Raw genomic sequence first — 18,557 nt, 5'->3', positions numbered from 1 at the left:
GGGGCGGAGGGGATCAGGAGTCGAAGATGAGCGCGGTCACCAGACCGGGGGCGGTCTTCTCCCAGATCGGGTACAGCGTGGTGGCGCGGCCCTGGTGGACCTTGCCGAACTTGTCCTCGACCGTGAACACCACGTCCTCGCCGTACTCGCTGGTCTTGCGGCTGAGGAGGTGGATCGTGTCCTTGTTCACCGTCCGGTTCAGGGTGACCGCGTTGCCGAAGGCGATCTCAGCGGGCTGGTCCATGCCGGTGGCGTTGATGTGCATGATCGTGGTGCCGTCCTTGTCGCGGGTGGCCCAGCCCGGGTCCTTCGGCCCGGTGGGCCGGTACCGCGTGTCGTGCACCCAGTCGAAGGAGCCGTCGAGCATGCCGTGGCCGTTCGCCACCTCGGTGGCCTGGTTGAAGGCCCAGACCAGGCTGGTGATGGCGTCCGGCTTGGCCAGCGGCGTGACCGCGAACGGCGTGCCGCCCTGGGCGGCGGCGTAGGAGTCCTGGGCCGGGGCCGTCGGCGTGGACCGCCAGGAGCCCGGAACGGAGATGCCGACGACGATCGCGAGCGCGATCGAGCCGAGGATCAGGTGCGGCTTCCAGCGCTCCTCGCGGGGCTGGTCCAGGCCCAGGAAGCGGCCCGGGGCGCTGCGCGCCAGGCCGAGGCCGAGGCCGAGCCGGCCGGTGCCGCGCCGGGGCAGCGGCGTGTCCGCGCCGTCGGCGTCGGCTTCGATGCCCGCCGCACGGGCGGCGACCGCCGCGCTCTCAGCAGCCTGACGCGGCACCGCGCCCGGCAGGTACTGGCCGAGCATCAGCTGCACCAGCCCGCCGGCCGCGACCGCGGTCGCCGGGAACATGATCATCTCGTACCGCATCAGGGTCGAGAAGCCCAGGCCGGCGGTGATCAGGTAGGTGGAGGCCGCCGCCCCCAGGAACACCGCGGCGGCGTCGGACTTGAACCGCACCACCAGCGTGACGCCGGCCGCCACGAACAGCCCGAGCAGCACGTGCTGCTCGTTCCACATGTAGCTGACCGCCTCCTGGGTGACGATCTTCAGGTAGTGCACGAACTGCCGGAAGATGCCCCAGTACGTGGTCTGGCCACGGCCCAGGACGCCGACGGTGTCGGTCTTCACCAGCATCATCGTCAGGACTTGGAGGAACAGCGTGACCGCCGACGTGACGACCAGCGAGCCCAGCCAGCGGTTGCGCCACGTGCGCTCACGCGCCAGGGCCCACAGCCAGCCCGCGCCGGCCATCGCCGGGGCCAGCACGCCGACCTGGCGGGTCAGGGCGATGAACACCGAGGCGATGCCGAGCCAGGCCAGGTTCGCCTTGCCGATGCGGCGCTCGATCGGCAGATTCGCCACGATCACCGCGGCCAGGCCCATGCCGAGGGTGTCGGTGCCGGCCCAGGCGAAACCGAAGATCGGCCCCACGGTGCTGAACGCGCCGACCACGATGATGGTGATCGCCGGCCCGTAAAGACGCTGCACGACCCGGGCGGTGGCCCACAGGAAGAGGATGTCTCCCAGGACCGGGATCGCCATCGAGCCGCCGGACAGGCCCCACATCCAGATGAACGGGATGGACAGCACCGGGTACAGCAGCCGGGTGCGCACCATCTGCCAGGTCGGGTCGTTCTCCGCGAAGAACCAGGGCGCCACGTGGTTCGGCGAGATCTCCCGGTTCATCCGCACGGCCTCGGCCCACGGGTGCCCCATGTCCTTGGCCATCATCGGCAGGTAGTAGCGGCTGTCCGGCGGGTGGTTCCAGCCCTGGCGGCTGACCAGCCCGAACCCGATGGACAGCACGAACACCGGCAGGATCGCCAACAGCACGCCGAGCTGGACGCCGAACACCTCCCGGCTCATCAGCCGGGCCACGAGACCTTCGACGTCGGGCAGCCGGGGCAAGGGCGGCCGCCGACGCTGCGGCACCGTCTTCTTGTCCTCGGCGACGGCGGTGTCCGCACTCATCCCAGTCCACTCCAGTAGGTCCGCCGGCGTTCGGCGGGGCGGGTGCCCGGCCGAAGGCCGTCAATGAACAGATGCGCGGATACCCCGCCTCGGTTGCAAGGCATGGTATCCGCGCACCGCGCGGTCCGGGGACGTGGCCCCGGAAGTCGTGGCGTCAGGCGTCGACGCGCTCGCCCGAGGTCGCCGAGAACAGGTGCGTCTCGCTGCCCCGCGGGCGGACGTAGAGCGTGTCGCCCTTCATCGGCACGGCCCGGGCGTCGACGCGCACGATCAGGTCCACGTCGTGGTCGCCGACCTGCGCCGAGCAGTAGGCGAAGGCGTCCGCGCCCAGTTCCTCGACCAGGTTCACGGTGGCCGCGATGGCGCCGTCCGCGCTGCCGACGAAGTCGAAGGACTCCGGCCGCACGCCGACGGTCAGCGTGGTGGCACCGCCACCGGAGGCCACACCCAGGGCGTCACGGGAGACCGGGATGGTCAGGCCGTCGAACTTCACGCCGCCGTCGACGATCGGCACCTCGATGAGGTTCATCGCCGGGGAGCCGATGAAGCCCGCGACGAACACGTTCGCCGGCTTCTCGTACATCGCGCGCGGGGTGTCGCACTGCTGCAGCAGACCGTCCTTCAGCACCGCCACGCGGTCGCCCATGGTCATGGCCTCGACCTGGTCGTGGGTGACGTAGACGGTGGTGATGCCCAGGCGGCGCTGGAGCGAGGCGATCTGGGTGCGGGTCTGCACCCGGAGCTTGGCGTCCAGGTTGGACAGCGGCTCGTCCATCAGGAAGACCTTCGGCTCGCGCACGATCGCGCGGCCCATCGCGACCCGCTGACGCTGACCGCCGGACAGCGCCTTCGGCTTGCGGCCGAGGTACTCGGTCAGCTCCAGGAGCTTGGCCGCCTCCTCGACGCGCTTGGCGATCGTGGCCTTGTCGACCTTGGCGATCTTCAGGGCGAAGCCCATGTTCTCGGCCACGGTCATGTGCGGGTACAGCGCGTAGTTCTGGAACACCATCGCGATGTCCCGGTCCTTCGGCGGCAGGTGGGTGACGTCGCGGTCACCGATGAAGATGCCGCCGCTGGAGACCTCCTCCAGACCGGCGAGCATGCGCAGCGACGTGGACTTGCCACAACCGGAGGGGCCGACGAGAACGAGGAACTCGCCGTCGGCGATCTCCAGGTTCAGCTTGTCGACGGCGGGGCGCTCGGCGCCCGGGTAGACGCAGGACGCGTCCTGATAGACGACACCAGCCATGGTGCTCTCCTTTTCAACCGGCAGGAACGTGCCGGACGATCCGAGTTGGAAAGGTGGTCGGGCGCGGAGTGCGCTCGGCCGTAGAAGTGACGGTACCTCGCGGGGGGCGGGGTTGTCACCAGGCCTGCCGAGTGACCACCCCGCCACCGTCCTAGCAGGTCACGGCCACTGCTGCGTCAGGAACGCACTGTAACCGTAGGTCGGGATCGAGCCCGACTGGCGGATCCAGGCCTGCAGGTGCACCAGGCCCGTCGGGTTGTCGTTGCCCTTCTTCACCAGGAAGTGCGCGACGCCCTCGGAGTCGGTCAGCGCGATCGCGGGGTTGCCCGCGGGGCCGCCGTTGATGCTCAGGTTGCTGCCGGTGATGCCGCTGGCGCTGAAGTCCACCTGGTTGAGCATGACCTGCACGCCCTTGGTCTTCGACGGCCGGCTGTGCCGGTCGCGCAGCTGCACGTCCACCACCGCGGTGTCGCCCGCCGCGTACTTCCGGCCCAGGTCGTCCAGGAAGCTGGTGCTGTACCGGGCGATCGCGGTCTTGGGCGCGTAGCTCACCGAGGCCGGGACGTCGGAGACGGCGGCCAGGGTGAAGTCGCCGCCGACGCCGGGGCTGGAGCCCATGCCGGGAGTGGAGATGACGAACTCGGCGCTGCCGTGCGCCGGGACCTTCTCCGGCCCGGAGACCTCGTTCCAGAACGAGGTGGAGTAGCCGTTGGTCATCATGAAGTGCGGGTTGATCGCGTCGCCGGTCTTGTTCTTCACCTGCACCGTGATCTGGTCGATCTGGTTCAGGGGCCCGTTGGTGGCCACCTTGACGATCTTCAGGCTCAGCGGCTGCGGCGACGTCAGGCCCAGCACCCACAGACCGGTCGCGGGCAGCAGCGCCGCCCCGCTGATCCACAGGCGGCGCCGGGCGGCCAGCAGCGGCCAGGGCCGCGGCGAGTCCTCCTGGTCCTTGTCAGCGGTCAGCAGCACGACCGCCCACACCAGCGCCGGGATCGCGAAGTACTCGATGAGCGGACGGCCCTGGAACACCAGCGCCATGGCCGGAGCCACCACCCACGCCGGGCGGAACTTGTCGAAGTAGAGCACGAAGATGACGAAGAACCCGGCGTAGACCGCGGCGCCCCCGAGCGAGTACATGCCCAGATCGCCGGTGCCGAAGTGCAGGCTGATCGGGATGTCGACCAGGCCCTCGCCCTCGGCGATCGCCTTCTGCCGCAGCGGCTCGGTCACGCCGGCCAGCCAGGAGCCCGGGTTCCAGATGATGAACGGCGAGTTGATCACCAGCATGGTGGCGACCGAGATCACCGAGAACAGCGCGGTGACCCGCAGCGCCGCCTTCGCCCCGAGCTCGGGCCAGCGCACCAGGAAGATCGCGGTCACGAAGAACGGCGCGAGCATCCAGGACAGCTGCTGCACCGACAGCGCGAACCCGAAGCACACGGCGGCGATCCAGGCCCGCCGGTCCAGCCGGCCGCCGCGGCCGATGCGCTCCCAGCCGGCCACCGCCACCATCAGGAACGGCAGCATGATGATGCCGACGATGCCGCCGCGCGCGTGGTCCATCAGGATCGGGTAGCCGACGCAGATGATGGTGGCCACGCCACGGTAGTCGCGCGGCAGCAGCTTGTAGGCCACGAGCAGCGCCGCCACCAGCGCGCCGGAGCAGACGAAGGCGACGGTGTGGTAGTCGTGCAGGACGCTGTTCCCGGCCCAGCTCAACAGCACCGGGACGGCCGGGTAGTCCAGGCCGTGGGTGTAGGTGCCGTCGAGCAGCTTCGTGTAGAACTGGCTCGACATCGCGTAGTGGTGGAACGCCGGAGTCAGGTCCGCCCCGTACGGGTTCTTGCCCTGGCCCAGCAGGTGCGCCGACCACTGGACGAAGATCTCCTCGTCCGTGCCGTAGGAGATGCCCGAGACGATGATCCCGACCGCGTAGCAGATGATGCCGAACGCGGCGGTGGCCACCAGGATGTGGTTCGCCCGGTTCAGGGTCCGCACGTCCTTCGCGGCCATCGACGTGACCGCGACGCCCAGCGCGGCGACCGCGCCGAGGGCCACGTACACACCGGTGGCGGGAACCGCGGACTGGAACGGGAAGATCTGGAAGACGGCCCAGAAGACGCCAGAGGCCGCGATCAGGGTGATGGCCCGGTGGACGAGCGTCGGGCCTGTCGCCGCGGCCTCTCCGTCGGGGGCGTCGCCGGCATCCTGGTCGAGCCGTTTCACGGCTATTTCGCTCATGGTGTCCTCTCGGGGGCTTGGCAGGGCACGAGCGTGCGGTCGGAGATTTGAGGGATCGTAGCCCGGGTCAGATGCGGGCGGAGAACTCCGTCTGGCCCAGGACCGACAGGGCAGTGGGGTTCTGCCCCATCTTCGCCGGCTGCCGGGCGTACACCAGGTATCCCTCATGCCGCTGCTGACCGGAGCACACGTACTTCGACGTGACGAACAGCGCCTGCGCCGGGTCGGTGAGGCACACCGGCTGGCCGCGCCGCGCCGCCTCCAACACCACGCCCGGGACGTCCGGACCGATGTTCGGGCCGACGTCGATCGTCAGCATCCGCCCGGCCGCCCGCTGCTCGAGGCCGGACAGCACCTGGGCGACGTCCGGGTCGGGGTTGTAGTTGCTGGTGATCTGCGGGACGGTCGCCGCCGCGACGCCGGCCGCCAGCACCGCCGCCACGATCGCGCCTCGGGGCAGCGCGCTCGGAGTGGCCGTGCACGCCACCCACAGCCGCACGCCGATGACGATCAGCAGCAGCGGCACCGTCATGCTCGACCACAGGCCGATGTACGTCTGCGTGATGTCGTCGATACCACGCAGGGCGTAGTAGACCATCAGGGCCGACGCCGCGCAGCTGAGGATCACGACGCCGACGAAATAGCGCCGCACGTCGGGGTCCGGGAAGGTCCAGGCGCAGACCGCGGCGGTCAGCACCACCGCGACGAAGACATAGAACGGGTGCGAGCCGTGCCACCAGTAGGCGTCCATGTACTCGACCGCCTGCTTGAGCGTGTGGTGGCCCGCCTTGGACGAGGTGCTGTAGTCGATGTACTTCTTGAACTCGCCGGGCCAGTGCAGGATCAGATCGGCCAGGATCGGCGCCGCGAACAGCGCCGCCCAGGCTCCGGAGATGACCAGCGGCCGCCGCTCGACCCGGAACTGCGGCCGCCGGGTACGCCAGCGGCGCAGCAGCGGCACGGCCAGGGTGGTCGCCACGATGCCGCCCACGATGACGAAGAAGGACACGTGGCCGTGCACCAGCAGCAGCCCGGCGAACACCATGTACGGCAGTTCGCGCAGGCTCCCGGTGGTCACCGACGCCCCGGACACCAGCAGCAGCATGGTCGGCGGCATGTAGAGGTACGGCATCCAGGTCGACGCGATCATGTCGTTGCCGCTGACCGACGTCTGATACGCCAGGAACACGAAGGGCACGGCCGCCACCAGCAGCGCCACGGCCGGCGAGCGCAGCTGCCGCCACACCACGCGGACGCTCAGCGCCAGGATGAAGGACTCGAAGAGCAACGCGCCGAGGAACTGCGCGTTGTACGGCCGCGGCGTGATCGGCAGCAGGTCCCGGAAGAGCAGTTCGCCGGCGGTGAGCAGGTATATGAACGCCGGGCCCGGGTGGTGGAAGCCGACCCGCGAGTAGTTGCCGAACAGCAGCGACAGGTGCTTGCCCTGGCGGGCCAGGATCGAGTTCAGGGCCTCGTCGCCGTATTCGTGGACAGACCGCGAGAACACCCAGCCGTTGCGCGCGATGAGCACGGCCGCGAGCACGGCGAAGGGCACCCACAGCACCGTTCGGTCGGTGGTGTGGCGGGAAACCGCCATCCGTACCGAGTCCAGGCGCCGGGCGACGGTCGTCATGGACGACTCCCCCGGTATCCGCCGGACACCGGCGACCGGGTCTGATATAGCGGTGCTGGTCGCGGTTTCCACACGCGGCGCCATGACACTCCTTGACGAAAACGGGCTTCGGCAGTCCCCCCGGCCGCCCGTACGGCGATCTGCGGCAGACTATCAGGCAGTCGTCACGGCTCCGGCCCAGGCCGAGGGCTTCCTACGCCATTCGCAGTGGACGAAACCGGACAAAAAGCGATGCCGCCCTTCGACCGGCACGGCACCGGGCCACAGCTTCGCGACCAGTGGCCTCATTGCGGTCTAGCGCCATGTAGAGTGCCGCAGTCGAACATCCAGCCTGCCCTTGGCCATTCCAGGAATGACATCGATGCCTGATTCCACTTCCTCGAGCGCTTTCGAGCGCGACGTCGTCGTCATCGGCGGGGGTGGCCACGTCGGCCTCCCGCTGGCCATCGCCCTCGCGGACCGCGGTTCGGCGGTGCACGTCTACGACGTGAGCGCCGACGCCGTCGCCGCCGTGAACGACGCCCGTCTGCCGTTCGACGAGCCGGGCGCCCTGCCGGTCCTCAAGCGCGTGGTCGCCGACGGCCGGCTGACCGCCTCCACCGACCCGGCCTCGGTCGGTGCCGCCGAACATGTGATCGTCGTCATCGGCACGCCGGTGGACGAGCACCTGAACCCGGACCAGACCGCGATCCCGCGGGCGCTGGAGACCTGCGCGCCGTACCTGCGCGACGGCCAGATCCTGATCCTGCGCTCGACCGTGTACCCCGGGGTCACCGAGCTGGTCGAGCGGATGATAGCCCGCCTGGGCGTGGACGTGGACGTGGCCTTCTGCCCCGAGCGGATCGCCGAGGGCAAGGCCATGACCGAGCTGTTCGAGCTGCCGCAGATCGTCTCCGGCCGCACCGAGCGCTCGCAGCGGCGGGCCGCCACGCTGTTCGGCACGCTGACCGACAAGATCGTGCCGCTCAGCCCGGAAGAGGCCGAGCTGGCCAAGCTGTTCACCAACACCTGGCGCTACATCAAGTTCGCCGCGGTGAACCAGTTCTACATGATGGCCAACGACCGCGGCCTGGACTTCGAGCGCATCCGGCAGGGCCTGTCCCAGGACTACCCGCGGGCCGCCGACATGCCCGGTGCCGGGTTCGCCGCCGGGCCGTGCCTGTTCAAGGACGCGATGCAGCTGGCCGCGTTCCACAACAACAACTTCACGCTCGGTTACGCGGCGATGACCACGAACGAGGGCCTGCCGCTGTATGTTGTGGACCGGCTGGACTCGCAGTACGACCTGAAGAACATGACCGTGGGCATCCTCGGCATGGCCTTCAAGGGCGGCTCGGACGACATCCGCTCCTCGCTGTCCTACAAGCTCAAGCGGATCCTGAAGTTCAAGGCCGGAGCGGTGCTGTGCACCGACCCGCTGGTGACCACGGACGCCTCGCTGGTCAGCCTGGAGGAAGTGCTCGAGAAGGCCGACCTGCTGATCATCGGCGCCCCGCACCCGGAGTACCGCGACCTGCGCTCCGAGGTTCCGGTGGCCGACATCTGGAACATCCTCGGCAACGGAGTACGGATATGACACCTGCACCGAACCCGAAGGTCTCGGTGGTCATCCCCGCCTACAACGAAGGCGAGCACATCCTGCCGGTCCTGGACCGGCTCTTCGAGGCGGTCACGCTGCCGTGCGAAGTCCTGGTCGTGGTGGACAGCGCCGACGACCTCACGGTGCCGGTCATAGAGCGCTACGCCGAGGCCGAGCCGCGGCTGAAGATCCTGGTCAACACCTACGGCCGGGGACCGGCCAACGCCATCCGGTACGGCATCGACAACGCCAAGAGCCCGGCGGCGGTGGTCACCATGGCCGACGGCTGCGACGACCCGCGGCAGATCGACGACCTGGCCCGGCTGGTGGAGCGGGGGGTCGCCGTGGCGGCCGCCTCGCGCTACATGGCCGGCGGCCAGCAGGTGGGCGGCCCGCTGCTCAAGGGCCTGATGTCCGGCACCGCCGGCCGCTCGCTGGCCTGGTTCGCCCGGGTCGGCACCCGGGACGCGACCAACTCCTTCAAGGCCTACTCCACGGACTTCGTCCGGGAGGTCGGCATCGAGTCCCGGGACGGCTTCGAGATCGGGATCGAGCTGGCCGCCAAGGCCCGCCGGCTGCGCCGCCCGGTCGCCGAGATCCCGACCATCTGGCTGGACCGCACCGAGGGCGACTCCAACTTCCAGCTGCGCAAGTGGCTGCCGAAGTACCTGCGCTGGTACCGGTTCGCCTTCGGCAAGCCGCTGACCGTCGAGCAGCTCCGTTCCAAGACCAAGCACTGACCTGCAGAAAGCGAAACCATGTCTGAGAAAGTCCTCGTCTCCGGCTCGGCCGGCTTCATCGGCGGCTACGTCGTCGAGGAGTTGCTCTCGCGCGGCTACAAGGTCGTCGGCATCGACAACTACTCGAAGTACGGCAAGATCGTGAAGTCGTACGACGACCACCCGGACTACACCTTCCACGAGGGTGACGTCCGCGACACGCCCCTGATGACCGAGCTGCTCTCGGACTGCGACCACTTCATCGCGGGCGCGGCGCTGATCGGCGGCATCTCCTACTTCCACACCTACGCGTACGACCTGCTCGCGACCAACGAGCGGATCATGGCGTCCTCCTGCGACGCGGCCATCGCCGCGCACGCCGGCGGCACCGGCCGCCTGAAGAAGGTCACGTACATGTCGTCCTCGATGGTGTTCGAGTCGGCGACCGAGTGGCCCTCGGTGGAGGGCTCCGAGCGCCGGGTGGCCCCGCCGCTGTCCTCCTACGGCTTCCAGAAGCTGGCCGTGGAGTACTTCGCGCGGGCCGCGTGGGACCAGTACAAGCTGCCGTACACCATCGTGCGGCCGTTCAACTGCGTCGGCATCGGCGAGTCCCGCGCGCTGGGCGACGAGGAGATCCTGTCCGGCAACGTGAAGCTGGCGATGAGCCACGTGGTGCCGGACCTGGTCCAGAAGATCGTCAAGGGCCAGGACCCGCTGCACATCCTGGGCACCGGCGAGCAGATCCGCCACTACACCTACGGCGGCGACCTGGCGCGCGGCATCGTGACCGCGATGTCGCACCCGGACGCGCTGAACGACGACTTCAACCTGTCCACCCCGGCCGGGCACTCGGTGGCCGAGCTGGCGCAGGCGATCTGGACCAAGATCAAGGGCCCGGACGTCCCGATGACCCTGGTCTCCGACGACCCGTTCGAGTACGACGTGCAGCGCCGCGTGCCGTCCACCGACAAGGCGAAGGAGATCCTCGGCTTCGAGGCCACCACCTCGCTGGAGACCATGCTGGACGAGGTCATCCCGTGGATCGTGACCGCGGTGGAGAACGGCACGATCTAGCCGTCCGCACCGCGACGCACCGCGCGCCGCTCCCGGAGCCAGGTCTCCGGGGGCGGCGCGTCGTGCGATGGGGACACCGCCCGGTCGCCGCCGCGACGACCCGGAGGCCTGCCGACCGGAGCCCGTTGGGCGGCCGTCCTCTTAAGTAGCATGTCGACCGTCGCCCCCGTACCGGACGGCGACGCCACGGGGAACCGAACCGACCAGAACCTGAAGGAGGTGCGCGGCGATGACCGACTACGACGACGTGTGGATCGTGATACCGGTCTACAACGAGGGAGCCGTGATCGGCGACGTCGTCGAGCGCACGCGCGAGACGTTCCCGAACATCGTGTGCGTCGACGACGGCAGCCGCGACGACTCCGCCGCCCGCATCGCCGGGACCGGGGCGCACCTGGTGCGGCACCCGGTGAACCTGGGGCAGGGCGCGGCGCTGCAGACCGGCATCTCCTACGCGCTGGCCCAGCCGGGCATGCGGTACCTGGTGACCTTCGACGCCGACGGCCAGCACCGGGTGGAGGACGCCGAGGCGATGCTCGCGGTGGCCCGGTCCGAGGGCGCCGACGTGGTGCTCGGTTCGCGGTTCCTGCAGCAGAACGAGCAGATACCGCTGCTGAAGCGGGTCGTGCTGCGCACCGTGGTGGCGCTGAGTCCGACCGCGCGCAAGCTGAAGCTCAGCGACGCGCACAACGGCCTGCGGGTGCTGAACCGGGAGGCCGCCTCGAAGCTGCGGATCACCATGAACGGCATGGCGCACGCCTCGGAGATCGTGGGCTTCCTGGCCCGCTCCGGGCTGAAGGTGAGGGAGGTGCCGGTGACGATCCTGTACACCGAGTACTCGCGGTCCAAGGGCCAGTCGCTGATCAACGGCGTCAACATATTGTTCGACCTGTCGATCCGGCAGCGGGGGGCGTGAGACACATGGTCATCCAGATCGTCCTGATAGCCACGGCGCTGGTGCTGTTCGCCTTCTTCGTGCGCAGCTCGCACTCGGTGCGGACGCAGGCCTTCAAGCGCATAGGCTTCGTGGTCTTCCTGTTCGTCAACCTGGACGCGGTGCTGCGCCCGGACGACACGACATGGCTGGCGCACAAGGTCGGGGTCGGCCGTGGCGCGGACTTGTTGCTGTATCTGTTGGTGGTGGCCTTCGCGTTCTTCTCCGTCAACACCTTCCTGCGCTTCCGCAACCTGGAGCGGCGGTTCACCGATCTGGCCCGGAGCATCGCGCTGAGCAACGCGCAGACTCCGGACGAGCGGGCGCTGCCGGCCGGGCACGCCCCGCAGCCCCGGAAGCCCGACCCGTCCGAGCAGCCCTCCGTGCTCTCCGGGGGTCTGCCCCGATGACGTGGCTCGTCACCGGCGGCGCGGGCTACATCGGGGCCCACGTCGTGGCGGCACTGCGGGCCGACGGCCGGAGCGTCGTCGTGCTCGACGACCTGTCCACCGGCCTCAAGGAGCGGGTCCCGGACGGCGTGCCGCTGGTCGTCGGCTCGGTCCTGGACCGCGCGGTGCTGGACGCCGCGATCGCCGAGCACGGCGTGCGCGGCGTGGTCCACCTGGCCGGCAAGAAGCGGGTCGACGAGTCGGTCGCCGAGCCGCTGCGCTACTTCCACGAGAACGTCGAGGGGCTGCGGGTCCTGCTGACCGCGATCGCCGACCACGGCGTCGGTGCGCTGGTCTTCTCCTCCAGCGCCGCCGTCTACGGCATGCCGGACGTGGACCGGGTGACCGAGCGGACACCGTGCGTGCCGCTGAGCCCGTACGGCCTGACCAAGCTGGTCGGCGAACAGATGATCGCCGCGGCCGCCGCCGCCCACGGGTTCGCGCACGTCAGCATCCGCTATTTCAACGTCGCGGGCGCCGCCACGCCGGAGCTCGGCGACCGCGGCGCGGCCAACCTGATCCCGATGGTCTTCGAGCGCATCGCCGCCGGCCTGCCCCCGCGCGTGTTCGGTGACGACTACCCGACACCCGACGGCACGTGCATCCGCGACTACATCCACGTCTCCGACCTCGCGGAGGCCCACGTGGCCGCGGTCCGGCGCCTGGCGGCGGACCCGGCCACCGCGCTGGTGGTGAACGCCGGGCGCGGTGTGGGCGTGTCGGTCCGCGAGATCATCGCGACCGTCGGCGCGGTGGTCGGCGACCCGGAACTGCGCGGCGTCGTCGAGGCCCGGCGGCCCGGAGACCCCGCACGCTCGGTGGCCGCCGCCGACCTGATCCGGGCCGAGCTGGGCTGGTCGGCGCGGCTGGACGTGCGGGACATGGTCGAGTCGGCCTGGGCCTCCTGGACCCGCTGAGACCGCCGGAGCGACCCAGCCTTCACCGGGGTGGCGGATTCCCGCCACCCCGCGTGAGCTCTCGCGATCACCGGCAACCGGATCCACGTCGGCTCGGCACTTCCCGAGCGAGGAGAAGCACACGCATCCGCCCCGGGCCGCCGATCCTGACGGGTAATATGTTCGCCGCTCCGGGCCCCCGCCTCCAGCCCGGCCGGACAGACCGGCAGCCCCCCACCGAAAGTGACACCATGTCCGCAGACGAAGTCGACATATTCGTGCCCTTCTACGGCGATCCCGGGTTGCTGAAGCAGACCGTGCAGAGTGTGTTGAAGCAGAACAATCCGAACTGGCGGCTCACGGTCGTCGACGACGGATACCCCGACGAGACGATTCCGGGGTACTTCGCCGAGCTCGCCGAGAAGGACGAGCGGGTGCGCTACGAGCGCAACGAGAAGAACCTGGGGGCGAACGGCAACTTCCGCAAGTGCCTGGGCCTGGCCGAGTACGACCTGGTCGCCATCATGGGTGCCGACGACCTGTACCGGCCCAACTACGTGGACGTGGTCCTGTCCGCCTACCGGACCTTCCCGGACGCCGCCGTGGTACAGCCCGGCGTGCAGGTCATCGACGAGCACAACACCCCGGTGCGGCCGCTGGTGGACACCGCCAAGCAGCGCATCTACATGCCGAAGGTGGCCGAGCCCACCCGGCTCTCCGGCGAGGAGCTGGCCGCCAGCCTGCTGGCGAGCAACTGGACCTACTTCCCCTCGCTGTGCTTCAGCCGCGAGCGGGTCACGAAGATCGGCTTCCGCCAGGGCCTGAACGTGGTGCAGGACCTGGCGCTGCTGCTGGACCTGGTGAAGTCCGGGGGCTCGATGGTGGTCGACCCCACGGTGTGCTTCGAGTACCGGCGGCACAGCGCCAGCGACTCCTCCTGGCGCGCCCTGGAGGGCACCCGGTTCGTCGAGGAGCGTGACTACTTCCTCACGATGGCCGGCGAGATGGAGGCCCTGGGCTGGCACAAGGCGGCCAAGGCCGGGCGCCGGCACATCTCCTCGCGGCTGAACGCCGCCACCTTCCTGCCGGCCGCCATCAAGAAGAAGCACACCGCCGGCATCAAGAACCTGGCCCGCCACGCCTTCGGCCCGGCCAAGCCCTCGACTTCCAAGGAGAACTCGTGACCACCGCCTTCGAAGCCGACCTGGTCGTCGTCGGCTCCGGGTTCTTCGGCCTGACCGTGGCCGAGCGGGTGGCCTCGCAGCTGGGCAGGCGGGTCGTGGTGCTGGACCGGCGCGACCACCTCGGCGGCAACGCCTACTCCGAGCGCGAGCCGCAGACCGGCATCGAGGTGCACCGCTACGGCGCGCACCTGTTCCACACCTCCAACAAACGGGTGTGGGACTACGTGAACCAGTTCACCGCCTTCACCGGCTACCGCCACACCGTGTGGTCGATCTTCTCCGGCCGGGTCTACCCGCTGCCGGTGAACCTGGGCACCATCAGCGAGTACTTCGGCCGCGCGCTGACCCCGGACGAGGCCCGCGAGCTGATCGCCGACGAGGCCAAGGAGATCGACTCGGCGCACGCCGCGAACCTGGAGGAGAAGGCGATCTCGCTGATCGGCCGCTCCCTCTACGAGGCGTTCATCCGCGGCTACACCAAGAAGCAGTGGCAGACCGACCCGACCGAGCTGCCGGCCGAGGTGATCACCCGGTTGCCGGTCCGGTACACGTTCGACAACCGGTACTTCAACGACACCTACGAGGGCCTGCCGGTCGACGGCTACACCGCGTGGCTGGAGAAGATGGCCGACCACCCGAACATCGAGGTGCGGCTGGACACCGACTTCTTCGAGGTGCGCGACCAGATCCCGGCCGGGACCCCGATCGTCTACACCGGGCCGCTGGACCGGTACTTCGACCACTCCGAGGGCGAGCTGGGCTGGCGCACCCTGGACTTCGTCCAGGAGGTGCTGCCGGTCGGCAACTTCCAGGGCACCTCGGTGATGAACTACGCCGACGAGGACGTGCCCTACACCCGGATCCACGAGTTCAAGCACTTCCACCCGGAGCGCGAGAGCCCGGCGGACAAGACGGTGATCGTCCGCGAGTACTCGCGCTTCGCCGGCCCCGGCGACGAGCCGTACTACCCGATCAACACCCCCGAGGACCGGCGCAAGCTGCTGGCCTACCGGGAGCTGGCGGACCGGGAGGCCGACGTGCTGTTCGGCGGCCGGCTGGGCACGTACCAGTACCTGGACATGCACATGGCGATCGGCTCGGCGCTGAGCCTGGTGGACAACCGGCTGACGCCGTACTTCACCGAGGGCGCGCCACTCAAGGCCGGACTGGCGGACTGAGGCGGCCCGGCGCGTGAACCCCACCGCGATACGCCGGCTGCTGACCAGCCCGACCGTGGCCATGAGCGGCTCGCTCGTCCTGGTCGCCGTCGCCGGCTACGAGTTCCTGTCGCTCGCCGGAACGCTGCCGGACCGCCACAAAGCGGCCACGGCCTCCTTCTACGTGGTCGTCAACACTGTCGGCCAGGGCATCTTCATCGGCCTGGAGCAGGAGGTGAGCCGCTCGGTCAGCCACGCCTCGGCCACCGGCTCGCCGCTCCAGCCGGTGGTCCGCCGGGCGTTCCGGCAGACCGCGCTGCTGCTGGCGGCTTGTCTGCTGCTGATCGCGGCGCTCTCGCCGCTGCTGGTGGCCGGTCCGCTGCACGGCGAGTGGCCGCTGATCGGCGCGGTGTTCCTGGGCACCTGCACGGCGTCGCTGTCGTATTGCGCCCGGGGGCTGCTCGGCGGCACCCAGCAGTTCGGCAACTACGGGCTGACGCTGCTCGCCGAGGGCGGGACCCGGCTGTTGCCGTGCTTGGCGCTGGCCGCGGCCGGCGCGGGCTCGATGCTGTCGTACAGCTACGTCTACGCGCTGGGGCTGCTGTTCGCCGCCTCGGTCGGGTTCTGGCGGCTGCGGCCGTTCCTGCGGCAGGCGCTCGGTGACGGTGGCGCTCCGGTCGCGTCCGGCCGCGTCGGTGCCGAAGGCTCTGCCGGTGCCACTGCCACTGCCACTGCCACTGCCGGTATCGGTGCCGGAGGCGGAAACTCCACCGATGCCGCCCCCGCCGCCGGCCTCGCCCGCTGGGTCTCGGCCAGCCTCCTCTTCCTGGTCGGCGCGGGCCTGCTGACGCAGCTCGTGGCCAACCTGCCGGCCCTGGTCGCCAGCTCGCGGCTCAGCCACGCCTCGGGCACGGCCGCCGCGTTCGTGCAGGCCGCGAGCCTCACCCGGATCCCGGTGCTGCTGACCGGCCCGGTCACCGCGTTCCTGCTGCCCCGCCTGACCTCGGCCGGCGCCCGGGGCGACACCCACCAGGTGCGCACCACGGTGCTGGCCGGCGTGGCGGCGATGCTGAGCCTGTCCCTGGCCACCGCGGTCGGCCTGGCGGCGCTCGGACCGTGGGTGCTTTCCACCTTCTTCCACGCGCACGGCATCTCCGCGTGGTCACTGGCCGTGATGGGCGCGGGCACCGGCGGCATCATGGCCGTCAGCGTGTTGCAGCCGGCGCTGGTCGGCCTGGGACGGCAGCGCCTGGTCCCGCTCGCCTGGGGCACCGGGGCCGCCGTGATGACGGTGGTCCTGGTGTGGCCGGCGGGCGCGGTGTCGGCGGCCGTCGCCGGATCGGTGGCCGGACCCGCGGTGGTGGCCGCGATGATGGGTCTGGGCGTCATGCGGGGCGTCGCCGCCCCGACCGCCGGAGCCACGGCGTCCGGCGCCGGCGCCGGCCCGACACTGCTGGAGACTCGGGCTGTCGATGCGTGATCAGGGTATAGCGGTAGGTGACAGAGTGCTCATGACTGGCGCGCCGCCCATCTGGGCTGTGGGATCCTCCACGGTGACGACCGGGTATGGTCTACTGGCGCGCTCTCGTCGCCGCCGATGACGGCGCGCCCCTTTCGCCCCGGAAAGCTGACCAGCGCAGGCCCCGAAGAGGTTCCCTTGTCCACTGCGAGCCAGGAGACGGCAGGCACGGCGACCACCGCGGTCGCGCCCGCCGGCCCGTCCGGTCGAACAGGTCGAATACGAACCCTGCTGTCCCGGGGCTTCGTGGAGCCGGTTTCCGTGGCGTTCGGCGCGGCCGTACTGCTGTTCGCGCGGCTGATGTTCCCGGCCCCGGTCGGCGTGGCCGACAACTACGACGGCAGCCGGCTGCTGTGCCACCTGAGCCTGAAGTCGGTGGCCAACACCGACTCCATGCGGATGTGGGTGACCTGGCAGTACATCCACAAGTCGGGCTACAACTGCGCGACCGACAACTATTTCGGGGTGGACCTGCCGCACCCGGCGTACTCCTCCAGCCAGCTGCTGCTCCTGAACGTCGGGAACCAGCTGACCAGGTGGCTGGGCCTGAAGAACCAGTTCGGCGACACCGCCCTCGACCTCCGGGTGATGGCCGCGGTGGCCTGCGTACTCATCGGCATCGCGATCGGCCTGCTGTTCGCGGTGCTGCGCACCCGCCGCCTGTTCCGCTACCTCCTGTGCGGCGCGCTGCTCGTGGTGGTGGCCGACGCCAGCTTCATCGATTTCGCCGCCTCCCCGCTGAGCGAGATCTCGGCGGTCATCGGCCTGCTGTTCCTGCTGCCGGCCCTGCTGCTGCTGTTCCGGGAGGGCCGGTCCCGCTGGGCGGGCTTGGCACTGGCCCTGGGCGCGGGCCTGTTCCTGACCACGTCCAAGGCCCAGATGCTGGTGCTGATCGCACCGCTGGCGCTGCTGATGCTCGCCTTCCCGATCCGGGTGGCGTTCCTGCGGGGCCGGATCGGGGCCCGGGTGATCCCGGTCGGAGCGCTGGTGGTGCTGCTGGCCGGCTCCTACGCGTTCACGCCCAGGCAGGACCCGCACTTCACGCTGCAGACCAAGGCCGACTTCCTGTTCAACGAGCTGCTGTACGTGAGCCCGGACCCGGCCGCGGACATGAAGGCGCTCGGCGTCCCGTTCTACTACCAGGCGCAGGTCGGACGCACCGCGTGGTGCCAGCCGTTCTACATCAGCGTCCAGAGCACCGGCCAGTACGACTCGAAACCGGACAGCGTCAAGTACGTGGCCCGGGACAAGGCGGCCGAGCCGGCGCTGGAGAAGGCGATGTCGACCGGGAACACGTCCAAGTTCCTGCTGACGCACCCGGACCGGGCGATCCGTGTCGCCAACGACGCGGCCAACGCCTTCTTCTACGTCCGCCCCACCTACACCGGGTCCTGCTGGGTCACGCACGACAACCAAGCCATCCCGCTGGGCAACTACGCCCAGGTCGACCAGAAGGCCGTCCAGGCCGGCAAGATCCAGAACAACCCCAACCAGGTCGACAAGCGGTTCACTCCGGTGACCAGCACGCTCGGCCTGTTCCGCGACACCGGCCTGATCCCCCTGCTGCTGCTCTGGCTGCTGCCGGCGGCGGTGGCGGTCCGGCTGCTGGCCCGCCGCCGGGAACGGGCCGCCGGCGAGCGCAAGGCGCTCGCCTGGACCACGCTCTTCCTGACGTCCGTGGCGATCCTGCAGTTCGGGGCTGGGGCGTACTTCGACGGCATCGACACCAGCAAGCACCTGAACCTCTCCATCTTCGCGTCGGTGGTGGCCGTCGTCACCGCCGTGGCGACCGCCCGACTCCGTCCCGAGCCGGCCGCCGCCGCCGACGCGGGCGCCGTCCCCGACCAGACCAGAAAGAGCGAAGCCGACGTGACATCTGCGTCCACAGACAAGAACCTCAGCGTCCTGGTGATCATCCCGACGTACAACGAGTCGGAGAACCTGGAGAAGATCG

14 protein-coding genes are annotated in these 18,557 nt (G+C 69.8%); 10 read left to right on the top strand and 4 right to left on the bottom strand.

Annotated elements, in window-relative coordinates:
• Positions 1-13: 13 nt before the first annotated feature.
• From ABD466_RS22445 to ABD466_RS22430, 4 genes are all read right to left on the bottom strand, one after another.
• A complete protein-coding gene (locus ABD466_RS22445; protein WP_344659100.1) occupies positions 14-1,966 on the bottom strand; it encodes a hypothetical protein in 1,953 nt (650 codons plus the stop codon).
• A 154-nt stretch (positions 1,967-2,120) separates the two neighbouring features.
• Positions 2,121-3,215 (bottom strand): ABC transporter ATP-binding protein, encoded by a 1,095-nt coding sequence (locus tag ABD466_RS22440; RefSeq protein ID WP_344659099.1) that lies wholly within the window; start codon positions 3,213-3,215, stop codon positions 2,121-2,123.
• A gap of 159 nt (positions 3,216-3,374) precedes the next feature.
• Entirely contained in the window at positions 3,375-5,459 is a 2,085-nt protein-coding gene (locus ABD466_RS22435) for a hypothetical protein (RefSeq protein ID WP_344659098.1), read from the bottom strand.
• Between the two features lie 67 nt (positions 5,460-5,526).
• Positions 5,527-7,092: a hypothetical protein gene (locus ABD466_RS22430; RefSeq protein WP_344659097.1), complete on the bottom strand. Its 1,566-nt coding sequence runs from the start codon at positions 7,090-7,092 to the stop codon at positions 5,527-5,529.
• A 361-nt stretch (positions 7,093-7,453) separates the two neighbouring features.
• Between ABD466_RS22430 and ABD466_RS22425 the strand changes: the two genes are divergently transcribed.
• The 10 genes from ABD466_RS22425 to wsfD all read left to right on the top strand — a co-directional run.
• Positions 7,454-8,668 carry a nucleotide sugar dehydrogenase gene (locus ABD466_RS22425; protein ID WP_344659096.1) on the top strand — a complete coding sequence of 405 codons (1,215 nt, stop codon included), beginning with the start codon at positions 7,454-7,456 and terminating at the stop codon, positions 8,666-8,668.
• Positions 8,665-9,411, top strand: a complete 747-nt coding sequence (locus tag ABD466_RS22420; RefSeq protein ID WP_344659095.1) for a glycosyltransferase family 2 protein — start codon at positions 8,665-8,667, stop codon at positions 9,409-9,411. The genes ABD466_RS22425 and ABD466_RS22420 overlap by 4 nt, the downstream gene beginning before the upstream one ends.
• Positions 9,412-9,429: 18 nt before the next feature.
• Complete coding sequence (locus ABD466_RS22415; protein ID WP_344659094.1) at positions 9,430-10,464, top strand: NAD-dependent epimerase/dehydratase family protein; 1,035 nt, start codon at positions 9,430-9,432, stop codon at positions 10,462-10,464.
• 229 nt (positions 10,465-10,693) lie between these two features.
• On the top strand, positions 10,694-11,380 hold the full coding sequence (locus tag ABD466_RS22410; protein ID WP_344659093.1) for a glycosyltransferase family 2 protein: 687 nt from the start codon (positions 10,694-10,696) through the stop codon (positions 11,378-11,380).
• 5 nt (positions 11,381-11,385) lie between these two features.
• Complete coding sequence (locus ABD466_RS22405; protein WP_344659092.1) at positions 11,386-11,808, top strand: DUF2304 domain-containing protein; 423 nt, start codon at positions 11,386-11,388, stop codon at positions 11,806-11,808.
• Positions 11,805-12,764, top strand: a complete 960-nt coding sequence (gene galE / locus ABD466_RS22400; RefSeq protein ID WP_344659091.1) for a UDP-glucose 4-epimerase GalE — start codon at positions 11,805-11,807, stop codon at positions 12,762-12,764. The genes ABD466_RS22405 and galE overlap by 4 nt, the downstream gene beginning before the upstream one ends.
• Positions 12,765-12,994: 230 nt before the next feature.
• The gene (locus ABD466_RS22395; protein ID WP_344659090.1) at positions 12,995-13,927 is read left to right on the top strand and encodes a glycosyltransferase family 2 protein; all 933 of its coding nucleotides are present in this window, start codon (positions 12,995-12,997) and stop codon (positions 13,925-13,927) included.
• Entirely contained in the window at positions 13,924-15,105 is a 1,182-nt protein-coding gene (glf, locus tag ABD466_RS22390; RefSeq protein ID WP_344659089.1) for a UDP-galactopyranose mutase, read from the top strand. Before ABD466_RS22395 ends, glf begins: the two co-directional genes overlap by 4 nt.
• 13 nt (positions 15,106-15,118) lie before the next feature.
• Complete coding sequence (locus ABD466_RS22385) at positions 15,119-16,564, top strand: lipopolysaccharide biosynthesis protein (RefSeq protein WP_344659088.1); 1,446 nt, start codon at positions 15,119-15,121, stop codon at positions 16,562-16,564.
• 177 nt (positions 16,565-16,741) lie between these two features.
• Positions 16,742-18,557: glycan biosynthesis hexose transferase WsfD (gene wsfD / locus ABD466_RS22380; protein ID WP_344659087.1), on the top strand; the 1,816-nt coding region annotated here is incomplete at its 3' end.

Source organism: Catenulispora subtropica, assembly GCF_039531675.1.
GTDB classification, from domain to species: Bacteria; Actinomycetota; Actinomycetes; order Streptomycetales; family Catenulisporaceae; genus Catenulispora; species Catenulispora subtropica.
This window is presented reverse-complemented; position numbering and strand designations above follow the sequence as displayed.

Excerpts from the sequence above, each read along its gene's own strand:
- ABD466_RS22445 (WP_344659100.1), bottom strand. The coding sequence starts at position 1,966 with ATGAGTGCGGACACCGCCGTCGCCGAGGACAAGAAGACGGTGCCGCAG.
- ABD466_RS22440 (WP_344659099.1), bottom strand. The coding sequence starts at position 3,215 with ATGGCTGGTGTCGTCTATCAGGACGCGTCCTGCGTCTACCCGGGCGCC.
- ABD466_RS22435 (WP_344659098.1), bottom strand. The coding sequence starts at position 5,459 with ATGAGCGAAATAGCCGTGAAACGGCTCGACCAGGATGCCGGCGACGCC.
- ABD466_RS22430 (WP_344659097.1), bottom strand. The coding sequence starts at position 7,092 with ATGACGACCGTCGCCCGGCGCCTGGACTCGGTACGGATGGCGGTTTCC.
- ABD466_RS22425 (WP_344659096.1), top strand. The coding sequence starts at position 7,454 with ATGCCTGATTCCACTTCCTCGAGCGCTTTCGAGCGCGACGTCGTCGTC.
- ABD466_RS22420 (WP_344659095.1), top strand. The coding sequence starts at position 8,665 with ATGACACCTGCACCGAACCCGAAGGTCTCGGTGGTCATCCCCGCCTAC.
- ABD466_RS22415 (WP_344659094.1), top strand. The coding sequence starts at position 9,430 with ATGTCTGAGAAAGTCCTCGTCTCCGGCTCGGCCGGCTTCATCGGCGGC.
- ABD466_RS22410 (WP_344659093.1), top strand. The coding sequence starts at position 10,694 with ATGACCGACTACGACGACGTGTGGATCGTGATACCGGTCTACAACGAG.
- ABD466_RS22405 (WP_344659092.1), top strand. The coding sequence starts at position 11,386 with ATGGTCATCCAGATCGTCCTGATAGCCACGGCGCTGGTGCTGTTCGCC.
- galE (WP_344659091.1), top strand. The coding sequence starts at position 11,805 with ATGACGTGGCTCGTCACCGGCGGCGCGGGCTACATCGGGGCCCACGTC.
- ABD466_RS22395 (WP_344659090.1), top strand. The coding sequence starts at position 12,995 with ATGTCCGCAGACGAAGTCGACATATTCGTGCCCTTCTACGGCGATCCC.